17 protein-coding genes and 1 tRNA gene are annotated in these 20,070 nt (G+C 71.4%); 11 read left to right on the top strand and 7 right to left on the bottom strand.

All coding sequences use genetic code 11. The features are described from left to right. Positions 1-86: 86 nt before the first annotated feature. Entirely contained in the window at positions 87-833 is a 747-nt protein-coding gene (locus ACIPSC_RS28410) for an SDR family oxidoreductase (protein WP_400829201.1), read from the bottom strand. 99 nt (positions 834-932) lie between these two features. Here ACIPSC_RS28410 and ACIPSC_RS28405 point away from each other — a divergent pair, with 99 nt between their 5' ends. The 3 genes from ACIPSC_RS28405 to ACIPSC_RS28395 all read left to right on the top strand — a co-directional run bounded on the left by ACIPSC_RS28405 (position 933) and on the right by ACIPSC_RS28395 (position 3,093). Next, on the top strand, positions 933-1,847 hold the full coding sequence (locus ACIPSC_RS28405; protein ID WP_400829199.1) for a LysR family transcriptional regulator: 915 nt from the start codon (positions 933-935) through the stop codon (positions 1,845-1,847). Positions 1,848-1,857: 10 nt separating this feature from the next. Next, positions 1,858-2,634, top strand: a complete 777-nt coding sequence (locus ACIPSC_RS28400) for a class I SAM-dependent methyltransferase (protein WP_400829197.1) — start codon at positions 1,858-1,860, stop codon at positions 2,632-2,634. Between the two features lie 114 nt (positions 2,635-2,748). Next, a complete protein-coding gene (locus ACIPSC_RS28395; protein WP_400829195.1) occupies positions 2,749-3,093 on the top strand; it encodes a hypothetical protein in 345 nt (114 codons plus the stop codon). 30 nt (positions 3,094-3,123) lie between these two features. Here ACIPSC_RS28395 and ACIPSC_RS28390 read toward each other — a convergent pair whose 3' ends face one another. The 4 genes from ACIPSC_RS28390 to ACIPSC_RS28375 all read right to left on the bottom strand — a co-directional run bounded on the left by ACIPSC_RS28390 (position 3,124) and on the right by ACIPSC_RS28375 (position 5,357). Continuing rightward, positions 3,124-4,041 carry a PhzF family phenazine biosynthesis protein gene (locus ACIPSC_RS28390; protein WP_400829193.1) on the bottom strand — a complete coding sequence of 306 codons (918 nt, stop codon included), beginning with the start codon at positions 4,039-4,041 and terminating at the stop codon, positions 3,124-3,126. Between the two features lie 85 nt (positions 4,042-4,126). Beyond that, positions 4,127-4,555: a nuclear transport factor 2 family protein gene (locus tag ACIPSC_RS28385; RefSeq protein WP_238862293.1), complete on the bottom strand. Its 429-nt coding sequence runs from the start codon at positions 4,553-4,555 to the stop codon at positions 4,127-4,129. 141 nt (positions 4,556-4,696) lie between these two features. Next, entirely contained in the window at positions 4,697-4,882 is a 186-nt protein-coding gene (locus ACIPSC_RS28380) for a hypothetical protein (RefSeq protein ID WP_400829191.1), read from the bottom strand. Further along, positions 4,872-5,357 (bottom strand): ATP-binding protein, encoded by a 486-nt coding sequence (locus ACIPSC_RS28375; protein WP_400829189.1) that lies wholly within the window; start codon positions 5,355-5,357, stop codon positions 4,872-4,874. The genes ACIPSC_RS28380 and ACIPSC_RS28375 overlap by 11 nt, the downstream gene beginning before the upstream one ends. Before the next feature lie 127 nt (positions 5,358-5,484). Between ACIPSC_RS28375 and ACIPSC_RS28370 the strand changes: the two genes are divergently transcribed. The 3 genes from ACIPSC_RS28370 (at position 5,485) to ACIPSC_RS28360 (ending at position 6,996) form a co-directional block, all read left to right on the top strand. Beyond that, positions 5,485-6,366 (top strand): Scr1 family TA system antitoxin-like transcriptional regulator, encoded by an 882-nt coding sequence (locus tag ACIPSC_RS28370; protein WP_400829187.1) that lies wholly within the window; start codon positions 5,485-5,487, stop codon positions 6,364-6,366. Beyond that, positions 6,363-6,605: a DUF397 domain-containing protein gene (locus ACIPSC_RS28365; RefSeq protein WP_400829185.1), complete on the top strand. Its 243-nt coding sequence runs from the start codon at positions 6,363-6,365 to the stop codon at positions 6,603-6,605. Before ACIPSC_RS28370 ends, ACIPSC_RS28365 begins: the two co-directional genes overlap by 4 nt. Positions 6,606-6,699: 94 nt before the next feature. Further along, entirely contained in the window at positions 6,700-6,996 is a 297-nt protein-coding gene (locus ACIPSC_RS28360) for a DUF397 domain-containing protein (protein ID WP_400829184.1), read from the top strand. Between the two features lie 149 nt (positions 6,997-7,145). Here ACIPSC_RS28360 and ACIPSC_RS28355 read toward each other — a convergent pair. Continuing rightward, positions 7,146-7,217, bottom strand: a tRNA-Glu gene (locus ACIPSC_RS28355). Between the two features lie 76 nt (positions 7,218-7,293). On the opposite strand from ACIPSC_RS28355, the gene ACIPSC_RS28350 reads away from it, so the two are divergent. From ACIPSC_RS28350 to ACIPSC_RS28340, 3 genes are all read left to right on the top strand, one after another. Further along, on the top strand, positions 7,294-7,536 hold the full coding sequence (locus ACIPSC_RS28350; protein ID WP_400829182.1) for a hypothetical protein: 243 nt from the start codon (positions 7,294-7,296) through the stop codon (positions 7,534-7,536). Positions 7,537-7,766: 230 nt separating this feature from the next. Continuing rightward, positions 7,767-10,763, top strand: coding sequence for a hypothetical protein (locus tag ACIPSC_RS28345; RefSeq protein WP_400829180.1), 2,997 nt, complete (start codon positions 7,767-7,769; stop codon positions 10,761-10,763). Positions 10,764-10,970: 207 nt separating this feature from the next. Continuing rightward, positions 10,971-13,988: a hypothetical protein gene (locus ACIPSC_RS28340; protein WP_400829178.1), complete on the top strand. Its 3,018-nt coding sequence runs from the start codon at positions 10,971-10,973 to the stop codon at positions 13,986-13,988. 61 nt (positions 13,989-14,049) lie between these two features. Here ACIPSC_RS28340 and ACIPSC_RS28335 read toward each other — a convergent pair whose 3' ends face one another. Beyond that, the gene (locus ACIPSC_RS28335; protein ID WP_400829176.1) at positions 14,050-15,837 is read right to left on the bottom strand and encodes a 2-isopropylmalate synthase; all 1,788 of its coding nucleotides are present in this window, start codon (positions 15,835-15,837) and stop codon (positions 14,050-14,052) included. A gap of 675 nt (positions 15,838-16,512) precedes the next feature. On the opposite strand from ACIPSC_RS28335, the gene ACIPSC_RS28330 reads away from it, so the two are divergent. Then, positions 16,513-19,605, top strand: coding sequence for a nitrate- and nitrite sensing domain-containing protein (locus ACIPSC_RS28330; RefSeq protein WP_400829174.1), 3,093 nt, complete (start codon positions 16,513-16,515; stop codon positions 19,603-19,605). After that, complete coding sequence (locus ACIPSC_RS28325) at positions 19,602-20,033, top strand: roadblock/LC7 domain-containing protein (protein WP_238862283.1); 432 nt, start codon at positions 19,602-19,604, stop codon at positions 20,031-20,033. The genes ACIPSC_RS28330 and ACIPSC_RS28325 overlap by 4 nt, the downstream gene beginning before the upstream one ends. Positions 20,034-20,070 lie beyond the last annotated feature (37 nt).

The raw sequence follows: 20,070 nt of genomic DNA, 5'->3' as shown, positions 1-20,070 counted from the left end.
ATGTGGTTCGCCGGGTCGGCTCTGCCGTCGCCCCCGGCCGAGGGCGCCACCAGCGCCGGCCCGGCGAACCTCTGCGGTCAGAGCACCTAGAGCTGCGAAGCCCCTCCGTCGACAGGCAGCTCCGCTCCCGTCGAGAAGGTCGCATCGAACGCCAAGTACGCCACCGCGGCGGCCACTTCCTCGGACCTCCCGAGCCGCTGCATCGGGTTGGCATTCCGGTAGGTGTCCTTCGTCGCCTCGACGACGTCGGCGGGCAGCAAGGAGCGGTCCAGGACGCCCGAGTCGATCGGGCCGGGGCTCACGGCATTGACCCGCACCTTGCGAGGAAGCAGCTCACGGGCCAGGGTGCGCGTCATCGACCGCAGGGCTGCCTTGCTCGCCGAGTAGACACTGAGCGCGTCGAGGCCCAGGACGTTCACCACCGACGTGGTGAGGACCACGCCGCTCCCCTCGCGCAGCAGCGGCGCCAGCGCCTGCACGGTGAAGTACGGGCCTTTGGCGTTGATGCCGAACAGCTCGTCGTACATCTCCTCCGTTGTCGAGCCGAACGGCGCGGATGCAGTGACGCCGGCGTTGACGAACAGCGCGTCCACCTCTCCGAACCGCTCCTGGACCGTGCCGGCCAGCGCCTCGATGTCCTTCAGGGACGCGGCGTCGCTACGGACGGCGATCGCCCTCCTCCCCAACTGCCCCACCGCGGCGTCCAGCGCGGGTCCGGTGCGGCCGGTGATCAGTACGTGCGCCCCACGGTCCGCGAACAACCGGGCCGCAGCCAGGCCGATACCGCTGCTTCCGCCCGTGATCACGATCTTCTTGCCGTCATAGGTGGTCATGACCACCAGTCAAATGTCCGCCCGCACACCCCGTCCAAGACCTGTTCCGTATGCCGTCATGTCCCGGGCGCATGACGGCGCGCGACGTACCCTGGGCGAATGGACGTCGATCTGCGGCTCGTGCGCTATTTCACGGTCGTGGCGGAGTACGGCAACTTCGGCCGGGCCGCCGCCAGGCTGCACCTGGCGCAGCCGTCGCTGAGCCGCCAGATCCAGCGTCTGGAAGCTCAGCTCGGTGTCCGGCTCTTCGACCGCTCGCCGCAGGGCAGCAGCCTCACCGACGCCGGCCGGGCCTTCCTTCCCGGGGCCCGGACGCTGCTCCAAGAGGCCGAGCAAGCCGCTCGCACGGCCAGAGCCGCCGTCCGGCCCCGTACCATCACCGTCGGCTACGCCGAAGGACTGGTCATCACCGCCTGCGTGCAGGAACTGCGCCGCCGGCACCCCGACGGCGAGGTCCGAACCCGGCGCCTCGACTGGCGGGACAGGCACGCCCTCGCCGAGGGGCGCGTCGACGCCCTCGTCGCATACGGACCCCTGCCCTTGCCCACGGACGGCTTCCGGGTGACCAGGCTCCATGAGGAGTCACGGGTACTCGTCATGTCGGCAAGGCATCGTCTGGCGAACGAGGAATCCGTCAGCCTGCGAGCTCTGTCGGACGAGGAACTGGTGGCCTGCGTCAGCACTCCGGTTGTCTGGAGCACGCCCAAGGCGGTCGGCGACCGCCCGGCGCCACCCCCGCCCGGAATCGACGACGGCTTCGAGGACAAGCTGGAACTCGTCGCCACCGGCCACTGTGTCGCGATCTTCCCTGCGAGCGATCGACGCGCCGCTGTGCGCGAGGACATCGCCCTGGTGCCCCTCGTCGACACCGATCCCTGCGAGGTCGTGCTCGTCACGCGCGCCGGCGACCCCAACCCACTGCTCGGATCACTGGAAGACGTCGCGCGTACGTTGCTCGGGGTGGCTGCCGGTGCGGGGCGCAAATCGGTGGACGGTGCCGGGCTCGCTGGCTAGGTTGCCGAGCATGGCGACGACTTCCGACCCGGCCGACTGGCGCGCGGCCAACCGCGCGAACTGGGACGAGCGCGTCCCGATCCACGTGGCCGGCGACTTCTACGACGTGCCCGGCTTCGTCGCGGGCGACGACTCGCTCCGCGGCTTCGAACTCGCCGAGGTCGGCGACGTCGGCGGGAAGACGCTGCTCCACCTCCAGTGCCACATCGGGCTGGACACGCTCTCCTGGGCCCGGCGCGGGGCCGCCGTCACCGGCCTCGACTTCTCCCAGCCCGCCGTGGAGACGGCCCGCGACCTCGCCGCGAAGATCGGCGCCGACGGCGCCCGGTTCGTCGTCTCGGACGTGTACGACGCCGTCGAGGCCGTCGGCGGGCGGACCTTCGACGTCGTCTACACCGGCTTCGGCGCCCTGTGCTGGCTCCCGGACATCGACCGCTGGGCGCGGACGGCCGCCGCCCTGGTCGCCCCGGGCGGGTTCCTCTACCTGGCCGAGTACCACCCGATCACCGACGTCCTCGGCGAGGACGGCCGCACGATCGAGGAGGACTATTTCCGGCGCGAGCCGACCGTCTGGGACGAACCCGGCACCTACGCCGACCCGGACGCGGTCACGACGGCCACGGTGACGGTCGAGTGGCGGCACGGCCTGGGCGACGTGGTCAGCGCGCTCGTCGCGGCGGGCCTGCGCCTGGAGTTCCTGCACGAGCACGACCACGCCCACTTCCGGCTCCCCGACGGCGGGGGCGTCCCGAAGGTGTACTCGCTCCGCGCCTCGAAGCCGGCGTAGGGCGCGGCGAGCGAAGCGGTCCACTGCGCAGGAAGTCGGACCGGCCGACTTCCTGCGCAGGTTGAGTACCCGTACTCATGCCCGGCGCCCCACCGACCGGGCACGCTGGCTGTCATGAGCGAGATCAACACGGCCGCGGCCGGCGTCGGGTGGTACCAGCGGATCCGCGACTGCGACTTCGTGGTGGCGACCCTGGTCGGCGTCGGCAACCTGTTGCTGGGCGGGATGCTGTTCATGATGTGCCTCGGGTCGTCGATCACCTTCGGCGCGCCCACCCCGGGCGACACGGCCCAAATGCACGACACCAGCCGGCTCGCCCAGGAGGTGTTCTTCGGCTGGCTGCTGGTGGGGCTGCTGCTCTTCGGCGTGTTCCGGATGACCCGCTCGGTGATCACCCACCTGGTCTGCCTGATCGTGCCGCTGATCGGGCTCGTCGCGGTCTCGGCGGCGGGCAGGTAGGCACCGCCGGTCGGATGGCGGCCGGGCGCGTCAGAGGCGGACGCGCCGCCCGAGGGCCGCGGCGCCGCCGACGGTGGTCGCGGTGGCTGTGATCGTGGAGGGCGTGCCGAGGGAGTCCCCCATGTCGACGCCGATGCGGCCCCCGGCGCCGCCGAGCCGGCCCTCCCGGTCGAGGTGGGCGGCCAGGCACGCGGTGCTGTTGGCGTTGGCCACGTCCTCGGGGACGCCGATGGAGGGCGCGAACATCCGCGCGGCGAACCGGCCTTCGGGCGCACTGGCTGCATCGGAAGCGCCGGACGCGCCCGACTCGCAGTGGACGTAGCAGCCGAGCAGGCCCAGCCGGTCGCAGGCGGCTCGGAGCCGGTCGAAGTCCGGTGCCAGCGCGGCGAGGACGGACGGCCTGGCCACCGGGAGGAGGAGCCGCGGCCGCCCGAGGGTGGCGATCCGACTGCCTGGCGTGATCGCGTCCGCGGCGACGCCCAACGCGTCGAGCACGGCGTCCAGTTCGCCGGGAACGGGCTCCCGCAGGATGACCGGTCCCGGTTCGAACGCGGCGTCGTACTCACCGTGCGCACGGGTGACCCGGCCGGCGAAGGAGCCGCCCCTCGTGCGGAGGGTGGTCCGGTAGTCGGACCGGCCGGCACGGGCGGCGAGGAACGCCAGGGCCGCGACGGTCCCGTGGCCGCAGCCCGGGAGCTCCCCGGTGGCGGTGAAGAAGCGGAGCGAGACGTCGGCGCCGGCCGAGACGAAGACGGCGTGCGAGGCTCCCGTGAGCCCGGGGACGGTACGGCGCTGCGCGTCGCTGAGGGAGCCGAGGCCGCGGAGACCCCCGAGGGACGACTCGTCGACGACGGCCGTGGGGCTGCCGCCCCGGCCTGCGCGCTGGCACGCGTGCACGAGGGTGACGGGCAGGCCGCTCACGTCCGCGGCGACGGTGGCATCGAACACGCGGCAATCCTAGGCCGCATATGCCCGTTGCGGGGAGCCCGAGTTGAGGCGGCGGGTGAGCCGCACCCGCCGCCTCGTGCCTGGGTCAGCCCAGGCGGTCGGGGAGCGGGGCGAGCGTGAAGTTGTCCCAGATGAAGTTGTCCATCTGGTGCTGGTCCCCGCTGAGGTTGATCACGCGGTCGATCTTGCCCTCGGCGTTGAAGTGCCACACCAGGGCCCAGAGGGTGTCGACCTTGCCGACGCCCTGCGTGCTGTAGCCCCGGTGGACGTCGACGACGTACTCGTCGTTGGTGCCGAAGAACACCGGCTCGGCCTGGAAGCCGGCCTTGCCGAGCTGGTCGAAGAAGCTGCGGACCTCGGCGATCCCGTGCTTGGTGCCGGAGAGCGGGTGGCGGCCCGGAATGGTCCACGCGATGTCCTCGGCGAGGACCGCGCTCATGGCCTCGACGTCTCCGGCCGCGTAGGCGGCGAAGAACCGTTCGATGACCTCGGCTTTCGGGTCCTTGGTGCTCATTTCCCGTTCCCCCCGTGATTGTTGAGCATCGTGTGACGAGCCCATGAAAGCACGTTCGGGGTCGCAAAGCCCATCAATGATCCGAACTTTGAGATGCGGGAGCGTGCAGGAAGTCGGAGGGGCCGACTTCCTGTGTCGCGTTCAGCGGGAGGGAGTTGGGGGTGGGGTCGGGGTGGTGGTCGAGGTGGTGGCGGCCGCGGGCGGCTGCCGGTGGGACCGGGTGCCGGGCGGAAGAGCCCAGGCGATCAGGGCGAGGAGGAGGGCGAGCGGGAGGAGGGTGAGAGCAGCGGCCCTGGTGGTGTCGCGGTGGTCGTCCTCAGACGGCATGGGCGGCGGCGGTGACGGCGGTGACGGCGGGGAGGTCGATCTCGGCCCAGACGGTCTTGCCGCCCGGATCGCGCGGGGAGGCGCCCCACCGGTCGGCGAGGGCGTCGATGAGCATGAGGCCGCGCCCGGACTGGGAGTTGGCGGTGGTGACGGCGGGAGGGGCGGGGTAGCGGTCGCCCCGGCAGTCCGAGACCTCGATCCGCAGCACGGCGCCACCCGCGGTGGAGAGGGTGAGGGCGAGACCGAGCTCGAACATGCGACCGGGAACGCGGCCGTGGGTGATCGCGTTGGCAGCCAGCTCGGCGACGACGAGCTGGGCGGAGTGGAACGGCTCGGGGGTTGCGGAGTCGAGCCCCCAGTCCGCGAGTTGGCGCCCGGCGGCGCGCCGACAGAGAGCGGCCCCCTTGGGGGTAGCGGGGAGGAGCGCGACGAGGGAGCGCGGCACCGGTGTGTCGAGGGCAATTTCGGACTTCATGAGCCAAAGCGTGGTGGGACGGACGTAGGCTGACCAGGCATTCGGCGAGTACGCACAGTATCTGTCCGGGTGCAGAAGGTGGCCTGTTCGGGCCGTTGGGCGTGACCTGAATTCAGGGGTGGTCGCAATGGGTGACGTACGGCGTGGCGGGGCGAGCGGCGAGGCCCGACCGGAATTGGCGGAGGACCTCACGGAGGTGTCGGACTTCTTCCGCGCCCTGGGCAAGCAAATCAAACTCCTGCGCGAGCGCGCGGGGATGACGCAGAAGGAGTTGGCCGGCCACGTCGGCTACACCGAGGCCCTGATCGGCGCGGTGGAGCGGGGGAAGCGGACGCCGCAGCCGGAGCTGCTGGACGCGGCGGACAAACTCCTTGGCGCGGGTGGGCTGTTGAGCATCGCGAAGGACGACGTCCAGGCAGCGAAGGCCAAAGCCCGCGTGCGGCACCCGGCCTGGTTCCGGGACTACGCGGGGTTGGAGGAGGAGGCGATCGAGCTCCATGACTTCAGCACGCTTCTGATCCCTGGCTTGTTGCAGACCGAGGCCCACGCTCGGGCACTCTACGAGATGCGGCAACCACTGCTTTCGGAGGAGGTGATCGAGATGCGGGTGGCGGCCCGAATGGCCCGTCAGGAGATCCTCACCCGGTGGCCCCGGGCCATCTTCAGCTGGGTGATTGATGAGAGCGTGCTACGCAGACCCCTGGGCGGCTGGAGTGTCCATGCGGCACAGCTTCGCCGGCTGCTGGAGGTCGGACAGACTCGCGGAATGGTGATCCAGGTACTGCCTTTGGACAGAATCGAGCACGCCGGTATGGGCGGTCCATTCATCCTGATCACACCCAAAGGGCGGCCCCAGAACGGGTACATCGAAGTCCAGACGAGCAGTAGGCTGATCACGGATCAGGACGAGGTTCGAATCCTGAACGCACGGTACGGCACGCTCAGGGCACAGGCGCATACTCCACAGGAGTCCCTAACCTTGATCGAGAAGATGCTGGGAGAACGATGAGCACGGAATTGGCATGGTTCAAGAGCAGCTACAGCAGCAACGAGGGCGGCGCGTGCGTCGAGATCGCCTGGCGCAAGAGCACCCACAGTGGAAACGAGGGCGGCGCGTGCATCGAGGTCGCCGAGACCACCACCGCTGTCCTCGTCCGTGACTCCAAGGACAAGAGCGGCCCGCACCTCACCTTCGACCCCACCGCCTGGCAGGCCTTCCTCACCTACGCCGCCACCGCCGAGGTCTGAGCACCACCCCCCCCAAACGGCCCGCCGCTGTGCAGCGACGGGCCGTTGGCGTACCGTCGAATCGCCAAAGCGTTGTCCCCAAGCAGGGAGAGCCATGAGCCCCGAACTGGACTGGTTCAAGAGCAGCTACAGCGGTAGTGAGGGCGGCGCGTGCATCGAAGTCGCCTGGCGCAAGAGCAGCTACAGCAGCAATGAGGGCGGCGACTGCGTCGAGATCGCCTGGCGCAAGAGCACCCACAGCAGCAACGAGGGCGGCCAGTGTGTCGAGGTCGCCGAGACCACCACCGCTGTCCTCGTCCGTGACTCCAAGGACAAGAGCGGCCCGCACCTCACCTTCGACCCCACCGCCTGGCAGGCCTTCCTCACCTACGCCGCGACCACCGAGGTCTGAGCACCACCCCCAAACGGCCCGCCGTCCACCCGTACATCCCCCTTCTGTACGGGTCGACAGCCGGACCGGTCACCCCCGCGTCCAGCCGCCATCACGCCCGGGAACGACAACAGGGGCGGAAGTCGTCACCGACTCCCGCCCCTGCTCGTTGGAGCGCCGGGCCCGAATTGAACGAACCCCTCCCACTGAAAGTGGGCGTGCTACCGCTGCACCACCGACGCCTGACCGCCGGTCCTCGATCACTTTCGCGATCTCGTCCCGCCGACGAGGAAGAACCTACCAACAGAAGATCAGAAGGTGAAATCGGGACCCGACCGGGCTCCCCCGACCCGCCCACCGCCCGCGGCCCACCGGCCCGGGCCCCCTGACCAGCGCAGACGAACGAGGTACCGCCACACGCCCGAGGGCACCGGGATCCCGTTCGGGATCGTCGAGCGGATCGGTCCGGACGGCACCTGGGGGCTCTTCTTCGACTCGCTGCCGATGATGGCGGACAAGAACCAGATCGGCGGCCTCTTCCAGCGTCTGATGCAGCCCTGAGCTGACGTCCCCGAGCCGCCGCCCCTGAGACCCGGGCCCCGCACGCCCCCACCGAACGGCCGCGCCGCTCTCCCCGGCGCGGCCGTTCGTGTCCGCCCGGCGCTCTATGATCACGGCCCGGGGGGAGGCCGCAAGGCCGCCGTGTTACCGCTGTGTCGCCATGCCCGCTCCCCCGCACCCGGCGGCGCACCCTGCGCCCGCCGGTCCGACGACCGGGAGACGAAGACTCGGTGATACTCACTCAACGCCTGGGCCGGAGACTGCTGGCCGCAGCCTCGGCCTTCGCGCTTGCCGCGGCGCTGCCCGCCGGCCTCGGGGCCGCACCGGCCGCCGCCGCGGACGGTGTTCCGCCCACCCCGCTGGACCTCAACACCACGCGCGCCTTCTCGGACAGCTTCCAGCAGGACCCGTCCCTCAACACCGACCCGCTCTACGGACTGAACGTCGGCCTCGACACCCGCCAGTCGCAGCCGAGCGGCAAGCAGGGAATCTCCTACACCCGGGTCTCCGGCCGCTGGGACACCGTGGCGCCGCCGGCCCCGTGGTTCGTCCAGACCAGCCACCCGGACCACCCGAACAAGCTGCTCTTCACCAGCGGCATCTCCGGCGTCATGCTCGGCGCGCCGGCCGTCGCCGACGCCACCGGCCACTACACCGTCTCGACCGTGATCGACCCGGTCGTGGGCGACACCGGCAGCGCCGACTGGGGCTCGCTGGTCCTGAGCCGCAGCCACCGCAGCAACGGCTACGTCACCGGCGCCGACGTCGACCTCGGCCTCACCGTCACCTCGGCCGGCAAGCTCGCCCTCTTCCACGGCGGGGGCGGTGAAACCCCCTTCTGGACCGGCACCGTGACACCCACCGCCCAGTACGCCGTCTCGCTCACCGTCTCCACCGGAGCCGACCGCGCCGTCACCCTGACCGTAAACGGCACCTCCTTCACCGTCTCCGCGCCCGGCACCGTCAACCGGTGGCCGAGCAGCTCGTTCCTCTACCTCGGCGCCTACCTGTCCAACTCCAGCCAGGTGACCACCTTCGGCGACGGCGCGGGCCACGGCCTGGACGTCAGCAGGGTCGACACCAGCTCCAACACCAGCGCCAAGCCGCTCGTCGACACCTTCGACGGCGCGCCCAACGCCACCGCCGACTTCGGGCTCAACCAGGACCTCAGCGCCCGCCAGCCCAGCCTGATCTCCGCCAACTACTCCGCCGTCTCGGGCGTGAAGGGCCTGGCCGCCGACCCGGCCCCCGGCTCGGTGCAGGTCAACAGCCCGGCCCACCCGAACGTGCTCTCCTTCCCCAAGGGCACCTCGGCCGTCCGGCTCAACAAGCCGGCCACCTCCGACCTCTCCGGCCAGTACACGGTGCACACCGTGCTGACCCCGGTGGTCGGCAGCACCACCGGCCAGGACTGGGCTTCCCTCGCCGTCAGCAACGCCTCCGGCGGCACCGGCGCCGTCGACGCCGAGGACGTCGCACTCGGCCTGCGCGTCCAGGCCGACGGCGGGCTCGCCCTCTACCAGGGTGGCTCGGCCACGGCGCTGCCGCCGGTCAGCCCGGCCACCGGCACGTACGACGTGTCGATCACCCTCGCGAGCGGCGACAGGCAGCAGGCCACCGTCAAGGTCAACGGCTCCACGGTCTTCGCCGGCCGCACCACCGCCCAGCTGCCCCGCGACGGCTACGTCAGCCTCGGCGCCCACCACTCGGCGGCCGGTCAGGTCACCACCGCCGACGACCTGCGGATCTCCATGCTGGGCGGCCTCGGCTACTACGGGTACTACGACATCCGCGACCCCGACCCGAACGACAACAACGGCGTCAACCACGCGCCCGAGGTGGCGCCGTGGACCAACTTCAACGGCTACATCCGCGGCAATGACCCCCGGGTCGACTTCCTGGACAGCTGCCTCCCGGCGTCGTGCACCATCGACGTCAACAACGAGGTCGTGATCCAGCGTGCCGACGACCACGACAGGTTCAACCCGAACCCGGACGCCGAGAAGAACCTCGACGCACTGGTCAAGCGCATCGGCTCGAACATGGACAAGATCGCCGCCGTCGATCTCACCGACGAGGCCTACTGGCGTGGTCTGAACGCCACCCAGGTGCAGACGCAGGCGACGCAGATCAAGAAGGCCTTCCCCGGCAAGATGCTGATCCTCAGCTATGCCTGGACGGACATCTCGCCGGGGCATCCCGCGCCGCCGGAGGTCGACATCGTCGGGCTCGACGACTACTGCGTCGGCCGTGGCCGGATCCATGACGAGCTGGACGAGTTGAAGCACCGCCTGTCCTCTGCGGACCAGCATCTGATGCTCTTCCCGGAGTCCATCCAGGTCTACACCTCCTGCAAGACGGATGCGGACATCGCGGCGACCAACGCCGAGTACCGCAGGATCGCCGCGCAGGACCCGCGCATCGTCTACCTGCAGAACTTCCGCTGGCTCGGCCCGGACCAGCCGAACCAGTACCCCAAGACCGTCGCCACCGAGCGGGCGATCGGCACGGCCGTCGTCAACGCCACGCCCACGCCGCGGCCCGCCTCGGTCGGCGTCTACCGGCCCTCGGACGGCAGCTTCAGCCAGGCCGCCCACAACGGCGTGTTCACCGGCTCGGCCGTCCTCCCCGGCACCCACCAGGCCGACGACGTCCCCCTGGCCGGCCACTGGAACGGGCCGGGCACCGACACCCCCGGCGTCTACCACCCCGGCACCCGGACCTTCGAGCTCTTCAACGGCAACGGCACCACCACCGCCACCTACCAGTTCGGCGACACCGGTGACGTCCCGCTGGTCGGCGACTGGAGCGGGCAGGGCCGGACCACCATCGGCGTCTACCGGCCGAGCGACCAGACCTTCTACCTGTCGGACGACAACGTCAACCCCAAGTACCGGATCAAGCTGGGCAATCCGGGCTGGAAGCCGCTGGTCGGCGACTGGGACGGCAACGGCACCACCACCGTCGCCGTCTACGACCCGGCGACCCAGAACTTCTACCTGAACGACTCCAACCAGACGGAGCACGTGCGGCCCGCGATCAGGTTCGGCAACCCGGACGACGTCCCGATCAAGGGCGACTGGGACGGCACCGGCAAGGAGACCATCGGCGTCTACCGGCCGAGCGACGGCAGCTTCTACGGCGCCGCCGAGAACAGCAACCTGGTGATCTACAGCGCGAAGTTCGGCAACTGGGGCGACCGCCCGCTGGTGGGCAACTGGGGCTGACGCCCGCGCATCCCACCCCACCTCGCCCAATCCCCGAACGAAGACGGGCGGCCGCGTCGGAATCCCCGGCGCGGCCGTTCGTATCCACCCTCTATGATCCCGCCCCGGGGGGAAGGCCGCTGAGCTGGTGCGACACCGCCGTGTCCACTCCCTTCGGCGGCCGCACACCCGCGCCGCCGATTTCGACGACCGGGAGACGAAGACTCGGTGATACTCACCCAACGCCTGGGCCGCGGGCTGCTGGCCGGCGCCTCGGCGCTCGCGCTGGCGCTGCTGCCCGCGGGCCTCGCACCCACCACGGCGGCCGCCTCACCGGCCGGCGACGGGTCCGGGCCGACGCCGCTGGACCTCAACACCACGCGCGCCTTCTCGGACACCTTCCAGCTGGACCCGTCCCTGGACACCGACCCCCTGTACGGGCTGAACGTCGGCCTCGACGCCCGTCAGGCGCCGCCGGCCGGGCAGCACGGGATCTCCTACACCCGGGTCTCCGGCCGCTGGGACACCGCGGCCCCGCCCGACCAGTGGTTCGTCCAGACCAGCCACCCGAACCACCCCAACAGGCTGCTCTTCGCCAAGGGCGTCTCCGCGGTCATGCTCGGCGCGCCGGCCGTCGCCGACGCCACCGGCCACTACACCGTCTCGACCGTGATCGACCCGGTCGTGGGCGACACCGGCAGCGCCGACTGGGGCTCGCTGGTCCTGAGCCGCAGCCACCGCAGCAACGGCTACGTCACCGGCGCCGACGTCGACCTCGGCCTCACCGTCACCTCGGCCGGCAAGCTCGCCCTCTTCCACGGCGAGGGCGGCGAAACCCCCTTCTGGACCGGCACCGTGACACCCACCGCCCAGTACGCCGTCTCGCTCACCGTCTCCACCGGAGCCGACCGCGCCGTCACCCTCACCGTGAACGGCACTCCTTTCACCGTCTCTGCGCCGGCCGGGGTCACCCGCTGGCCGAGCAGCTCGTTCCTCTACCTCGGCGCCTACCTCTCCGCCGACGACCGCGTCACCACCTTCGGCGACGGCGCCGGCCACGGACTGAACGTCAGCAGGGTCGACACCGGTGCCACCCGCAGCGCCAAGCCGCTCGTCGACACCTTCGACGGCGCACCCAACGCCACCGCCGACTTCGGGCTCAACCAGGACCTCAGCGCCCGACAGTCGAGCCTGATCTCCGCCAACTACACCGCCGTCTCGGGCGTCAAGGGCCTGGCCCTCAACCCTCCGGCCGGTTCCGTGCAGGTCAACAGCCCGGCCCACCCCAACGTGCTCTCCTTCCCCAAGGGCACCTCGGCCGTGCGCCTGAACAAGCCGGCCACCTCGGACGTCCCGACCGGCGCCTACACGGTGCACGCCGTCCTGACCCCCGTGGTCGGCAGCACCACCGGCCAGGACTGGGCCTCCCTCGCCGTCAGCAACGCCTCCGGCGCCACCGGCGCCGTCGACGCCGAGGACATCGCGCTCGGCCTGCGCGTCCAGGCCGACGGCGGGCTGACGCTCTTCCAGGGCGGTGCGCCGACCGCACTTCCGGCCGTCCCGGCCGCGGGATCGTACGAGGTCACCGTCGCGCTGGCGACGGGCGACAAGCAGCAGGCGACCGTCAGGGTCAACGGCTCCACGGTCTTCGCCGGCCGCACCGCCGCCCAGCTGCCCCGCGACGGCTACGTCAGCCTCGGCGCCCACCACTCGGCGGCCGGCCAGGTCACCACCGCCGACGACCTGCGGATCTCCACGCTGGGTGGGCTCGGCTACTACGGGTTCTTCGACATCCGGGACCCCGACTGGCCGAACTACGGTGCCAACCATGCGCCCGAGGTGGCGTCGTTCACCAACTTCAACACCTTCAACCGCGGCACCGACCCGCGGCTGGAGTTCCTGGACCAGTGCCGACCGGCCTCCTGCGTGATCGACCTCAACCAGGAGACCGTCCTCCCGCGGAACCCGGCGACGGACACCTGGAACTTCAAGCCGAACCCGAACGCCGCGCAGAACCTCGCCGGCCTGGTGCAGCGCATCGGCTCGAACATGGACAAGATCTCGGCCGTCAACGTGACTGACGAGCCGTACTCGCACGGTCTGACCCCCGCCGAGGTCCAGACGCAGGCGGACCAGATCAAGGCCGCCTTCCCGGACAAGCTGCTGGTCATGAGCCTCGACCACTGGAACGTCGAGCAGACGGCGCCGATCCCCGCGTCCGTCGACATCGTCGGGTTCGACTACTACTGCGTGGGCCGGGGCGAGATCCAGCCGCGGCTGGCCAATCTGAAGACCTTCCTGTCCTCCCCCGACCAGCACCTGATGCTCTTCCCCGAGTCCACCAACCAGCAGGGTGTCGCGGACGGCTGCTACGGGGGCAAGACCGACGCGGACGTCGCCGCGTTCAACGCCGAGTACCGCGCGATCGCCGCACAGGACCCGCGCGTCGTCTACCTGCAGAACTTCCGCTGGCTCGGCCCCGACCAGCCGACCAAGGTGCCGCTGACCGTCGCGGAGCAGCAGCGGATCGGCAAGGCCGTCGTCAACGCCACGCCCACCCCGGCGCCGGCCTCGGTCGGCGTCTACCGGCCCTCGGACGGCAGCTTCGGCGAGGCCGCCCACAACGGCTGGTTCACCGGCCGGACGGTGTTCGGGGGCGGTGGCGACGCCGTCCCGCTGACGGGCCACTGGAACGGGCCGGGCACCGACACCGTCGGCGTCTACCACCCCGACACGGCGACCTTCCAGCTGTCGAACGACAACGCCACGGTCGCCGCCACCTTCCCGTTCGGGGTCCCGGGTGACGTCCCGCTGGTCGGCGACTGGAGCGGCCGGGGCCGCACCACCGTCGGCGTCTACCGCCCCGGCGACCAGACCTTCTACCTCTCCGACGACAACGCGTCCGTCACGTACCGGATCCAGCTGGGCAATGCGGGCTGGCAGCCGCTGGTCGGCGACTGGGACGGCAACGGCACCACCACCGTCGCCGTCTACGACCCGGCGACCCAGAACTTCTACCTGAACGACTCCAACCGGACGGAGCACGTGCGGCCCGCGATCAGGTTCGGCAACCCGGGCGACGTCCCGGTCAAGGGCGACTGGGACGGCACCGGCAAGGAGACCATCGGCGTCTACCGGCCCGGTGACCAGACCTTCTACGGCGCCGCCGAGAACAGCAACCTGGTGATCTACAGCAAGAAGTTCGGCAATCCGGGCGACCGCCCGCTGGTGGGCAACTGGGGCTGACGCCCTGCCCGACCGGGCGCCCTCCCGACCGCCTCGCGGCGGCCGGGAGGGCGCCTTCCGGCTATTCGGACGCGGCCACCCGGCCCACGGCGCCGGCGCGCCCGACGGCGCTCAGCACCGCCCGCACCCCGGCCGCGAGGACGGAGGAGTCGCGGCCGGCGCCCCAGACCACCTCGCCACCGACACCACCGGCCCCGCCGATCCGGGCCTCCACATAGGCGACGGCGTCGGCGTCCGGGCCGGTGCGGACGGCGTGCTCGGTGAAGCGCAGGATGTCGACGGGCGTCCCGGCCGCGGCCAGGGCCGCCGTGACGGCGTCCAGCGGACCGTTGCCCCCGCCCCGGTGGACCGGGCCGCCTGCCACGGACAGCTCCGCCCAGTGCCGGCCGGTCCCGTCCTCCCCGGTGCGCCAGACGGCGGGCGGCGCCGCGTCCAGGTAGGCCGCGCGGAACAGCGCGTACAGCTCGTCCGCGCCGACCTCGCGCCCGCTGTCGTCGGTCGACTCCTGGACCACCCGGGAGAACTCGATCTGCAGCCGCCGGGGCAGCTCCAGGCCGTGCCCGCTCTGCAGCAGGTAGGCGATGCCGCCCTTGCCGGACTGGCTGTTGACCCGGATCACCGCCTCGTAGCCGCGGCCCAGGTCGGCCGGGTCGATCGGCAGGTAGGGGACGTCCCACGGGGCCCGGTCGGCCGGGACGCCGAGGTCCGCGGCGCGCTTGGCGTGGTGGGCGAAGCCCTTCTTGATGGCGTCCTGGTGGGTGCCGGAGAAGGCGGTGTGGACGAGGTCGCCGACGTAGGGGTGGCGCTCGGGCACCGGCAGGCGGTTGCAGTGCTCGACGGTGCGGCGGATCTCGTCGATGTCGGAAAAGTCGATCATCGGGTCGACGCCCTGGGTGTGCAGGTTGAGGGCGAGCGTCACCAGGTCGACGTTGCCGGTCCGCTCGCCGTTGCCGAAGAGGCAGCCCTCGACCCGCTGCGCGCCTGCCAGCACGGCGAGTTCGGCGCAGGCGACGCCGGTGCCGCGGTCGTTGTGGGGGTGGACGGAGAGGATCACCGAGCCGCGCCGGTCCAGGTGGCGGTGCATGTACTCGATCTGGTCGGCGTAGACGTTCGGCGTGGCGATCTCCACCGTGGCGGGCAGGTTGTGGATGACCGGCCGGTCGGGGCTCGCGTCCCAGAGGGCGGTGACGGTGTTGCACACCTCCAGGACGTAGTCCGGCTCGGTCAGGTTGAACACCTCGGGCGAGAACTCGAAGCGCACGCCGGGGCGGTGCTCGGCATGCCGGGCGATGTGCTCGGCGGCCTCGGTGACCAGCGCGCGCACCTCGGCGCGGTCACGGCCGAGCACGACGTCGCGCCAGGCCGGGGCGGTGGCGGTGTAGAGGTGGACGACAACCCTGGGCAGGCCCTCGACGGACTCGAAGGTGCGGTCGATCAGGTCCGCCCGGGCAGCGGTGAAGACCACGAGGGTGACGTCCTCGGGGACGGCCCCGGGGGTGGTGGCCAGCCGGCGGACGAAGTCGAAGTCGGTGCGGCTGGCGGAGGGGTAGCCGACCTCGATCTCCTTGAAGCCCATGGCCAGGAAGAGGTCGAACATGCGCTGCTTGCGCTCCGGGTCCATCGGCTCGGCCAGCGCCTGGTTGCCGTCCCGCAGGTCGACGGGCACCCAGAGCGGGGCCTGCTCGATCCGGCGGGAGGGCCACTGCCGGTCCGCTCCGGACGGCAGGGGGACGCGCTCGTGGGCGGGTCGGTAGCGGTGGCTCGGCATGGCGCTGCCGCGCTGCGGGTTCCAGGCGGGCGCGGCGGCCGGGACGGGGCCGGCGGGCGTGCGCAGGGTGGGGAATCGCATCGGTGGGGTCCTTCGTACGAGGTGGTACCGAGGACGGACCGGCAGCACGGCGCCCCGCAGCGGGGCGCCGATCCGGTCAGACCCCGCTGCGGCCACCAAGGAGGAGACGCCACGTCTGCATGGGCGTAACGTACCCCGGGCCTGTCAACGCTCGTACCGGCTTCCACGGAGTGGACACACCCTCCGGCGAGGACAGCCACACCGTCTGCACGTGATCACCTCGATCGAGCCTCGTCACGCCCCGTCACTTTCGAGCCGACCGATACCGGGCCCCCGTATGGGCTTTCGACGCGCTACAAGACACCACAGGGATGCTTCGACAGCAGACGATTAACCGGAGCATGACATTCTGTCAAGGAAGTGTGTGCATGCCCCCCAGAGACCGAACAGGCTTTCACTCCTATCACACGGTATGACTAGTATCGCCTCGTCATATAGCCCGTGCCCGGACGGCCCGGCCCCACCAGGCCGGCCGCCAGCCCCTAGGAGTCTGCTCTGCGCGCGCGTGCGAATCGGCGTCCCAGGACACCGAAGGCCCCCCGCAGGCGTCCACGCCTGTCACTGCGGACGGCTCTGCTCGTTCTGGCCATCGTCCCCAGCCTCGCCCTCACCGCCATCTGGGCGGCCACCAGCGGCCACACCTTCCTGGACTTCCGGAGGCAGGCGGACCAGGGCATGCTGGCCAAGAAGATCGGCAAGCCGTCCAACAACGTCTACTACAACCTCCAGGAGGAACGCCGACTCACCACCGAGGCGCTAGCCCGGCCCGGCAGCGTCACCGACGCGTTACGCCGCCAGCGCCAACTCACCGACGACGCGGTACGAGAGTTCCGTCGGATCTCCGACGAGACCGCCGACACCGCGCCCGCCGAGATCCGCACCGCCGCCGCCGAGGCGCGGCAGGCGATGGACAAGATGGCCGACCAGCGGGCGGCGGTCGACCGCGCCGCCGTCGACCAGCAGGCCGTCTACACGTACTTCACCGACCTGATCGCCGTCGACCTGCGACTCTTCACCGAGCTCAGCCGCATCGACAACGGCGAGGTCACCTGGACCTCCAGGGCACTGGTCAGCTCCCTCTGGGCCAAGGAGATGCTCTCCCGCGAGGACGCGCTCCTGGCCCGCGGCTGGCCCTCCGGCAAGCTCGCCATCGCGGACTATCAGCAGGTGCAGCAGGCCATCAGCACCCAGGACTACCTGTTCAACCTGCAGATCGTCCCGTTCGTGCCGGCCCAAGAGGTCAACGCCTGGCACGAAGTGATGAACAGTCCGGTCTGGCGCAACAAGATCGCCGTCGAGCAGGCGCTGCTCCGCCCGGTCTCCCCCGACGCCGGTGGCTCGGTCAAGCTGCCGGCCACCCTGGACCAGTGGCGCCAGGCCGTCGACCAGATCAACCCGCAGCTGGTGATCGTGATCGACACCCGCACCGACGACGTGGTCGAGGTCAGCAGGAGCTCCTTCCTCTCCCTGCTCTCCCGCTTCGTGCAGACCACCATCGCCGGCCTGATCGCCGTCATCGTCGTGGTCGTCACCAGCTGGCGGCTGACCCGCTCGATGCGCCGCCGGATCAAGGACCTCCAGGGCCAGGCCCAGGAACTGGAACTCACGCTGCCCGAGGTCGTCGAACGGCTCTCCAGGGGAGAGCAGGTCGACGTCGAGGCCGAGACCCGCGCCATCACGGCCGGGGAGCACGGCAAGGGCACCGACGAGCTGGCCCGCCTCGGCCAGGCGCTCAACCTGGCCCGCACCTCGGCACTGGCGACCTCCGTCCGGCAGGCCGAGCAGCACCGCGGCTTCGAGCGGCTGCTCCAGCGCATCGCCCGCCGCACCCAGCTGCTGATCGGTCAGCAGCTGCGCAAGCTGGACGAGTTGGAGCGCAAGCACGACGACCCGGAGGTGCTGGAGGGCCTGTTCGACCTCGACCACCTCACCTCACGCCTGCGCCGCTACGAGGAGAACCTCGTCATCATGGCCGGCGGCCAGCCGCAGCGGAAGTGGCGCAAGCCCGTCCCGCTGCTGGACGTGCTGCGCGCCGCGCAGGGCGAGGTGCAGGACTACCGCCGGATCATGGTCGACGTCGAGGGCCACCCGTGGATCTCGGAGCGGGCGGTCGGCCCGGTCGCACACGTGATCGCCGAGCTGATGGAGAACGCGGCGACCTTCTCCAAGCCTCCGACCCCGGTCGAGGTGCGGGCCGCCATGGTCGGCCGCGGCCTCGCCGTGGAGATCGAGGACCGCGGGCTCGGCATGGACCCCGAACAGTACGACGCGGCCAACGAACTGATGAGCCGTCCGCCTCGGATGGACGTGCTGGCCCGGGCGAACGACATCCGGCTCGGCTTCTACGTGGTCTCCCGGCTGGCGGCCAACACCGGGCTGAAGATCGAGTTCCGGCCGTCGGCCTTCGGCGGCACCCGGGTGGTCGTGCTGGTCCCCGCCGAGCTGGTCATCGACGGTGACGCGGGCCTGCCGGACGCCACGCCGGTGGAGCCGATCCCGCTCGCCCGGCGCACGCGCAAGGCGGCGCTCGCCGCGCTGACGGCGGCGTCGCCCGCGCCGACGGACGGCGGTGCGGCGGGTGTTCCCGCTGCGGCGTCTGCCGACACGGCGGGCCCCGGTGCCGACCCCGCTCACGGACTGCTGGGCGGACCGGGCGACGGGCAGCTGTCCGAGTCCGCGGTCGAGCCGCCGGAGACCGTGCTGGGCCCGTCGGCCGCCGCGGTGGCGCCGGTGGAGGCCTTCGCCCACGTCGAGTACATCCAGCCGCTCAACTCCGAGCCGGTCGAGCACCGGTCCCCGGCGGACGACCAGGGCGTGGGCCTGCACGGAGGGTACGACCGGGTGGACGCGTTCGGCGGCGACAGGTTCGGTGGCGACGGATTCGGGGGCAACGGGTTCGCCGTTGACGGATTCGACGGCGACGGGTACGACTCGGTGTTCGCCGCCAAGCGCGCCCCCGTCCCGGCCCAGGCCGGGCACGACACCCCGTCCGACGGCCTCGCCGGCTACGGCGGGACGGCCGGGCAGTCCGTCGAGCCGGGCCGGCCCGTGGAATCCGATCAGTCCGTCCAGCCCGATCAGTCCGTTCAGTCCGTTCAGTCCGTTCAGTCCGTTCAGTCCGGGCTGCCCGGGTACGACGGCACCGACCACGTCACCCCGGTCCACGACAGCCCCGAGCACGGCGCACCGGTCCACGGCGCCCCGCCCACCCCGGGCGCGCACGCGTACGACGCGCCGGCCTACCCGGACATCGCCTACGCCAAGGTGACCGCCGCCGAGGCCCCGTACGCCGACGAGCAGTACCGGCCGGCCGAGCACTACCGCCTCGCCGAGCGGCGCGAGTACGCCCCGTCGGTCCCGTACAGCGCACCGGCCGACGGCCAGCCGCCGCTGCCGCAGCGGATCCGCCAGGCCAGCCTGGCGGCCGAGCTGCGCGTGCCGCCGCCGGCCAGGGTCGACACGCCCGCCGCCGGCCACGGCGGCGTGCACGGTGCGCTGCCCGGCACGGCCGGTTCGTCCGGCGACGCGGCAGGCCCGTCCGGGCGCCCCCGCCCGACGCGCTCCGGTGCGGCGATCGGCGCCTTCCAGCGCCAGTCCCGCGCGGCCCGCGTCCAGGAGCCCGGCGAGGTCCACCTCCCGGCCACCGCCGGCTCCGGCCGCCGGTCCCTGCCGGCGCCCATCGACCCCCCGACCTCCGCGCCGGGCCCCTCGCCCTGGGCCCTGCCCGCCGCGGATCCCCGAACCACCAGGACGGATGACCAATCATGAACCGCACGATCGCCACCCACCAGGACCTGGACTGGCTGCTGGACGGGCTCGTCGACTCGGTGGCCGGGACCAGAAGCGCCGTCCTGCTCTCCGACGACGGCCTGGTCGTCAGCCACTCCCGCACCATCGACCGGGCCGACGCCGAGCGCCTGGCGGCCGTCGCCACCGGCCAGCAGAGCCTGGCCCGGGGCGTGGGCCAGCTGTTCGACGGCGGGCCGGTGCACCAGGTCATCGTCGAGCTGTCCGAGGTCTGGCTGTTCGTGATCGCGGCCGCCCAGGGCACCCACCTGGCCGTCGTCGCCTCCCAGGAGGTCGACGCCGAGGTGATGTCGGTGGCCATGCACACCCTGGTGCAGCAGGTCGGCCAGAAGCTGACCACCCCGGTCCGCGGCGAGTTCGACGCCTTCGCGGCCAGGAACCGGGGTTGATGACCCGGTGATCCCGCACTGGAGCGAGGCGGTCGAC

Source organism: Kitasatospora sp. NPDC090091 (assembly GCF_044747365.1).
Taxonomy (GTDB): domain Bacteria; phylum Actinomycetota; class Actinomycetes; order Streptomycetales; family Streptomycetaceae; genus Kitasatospora.
This window is presented reverse-complemented; position numbering and strand designations above follow the sequence as displayed.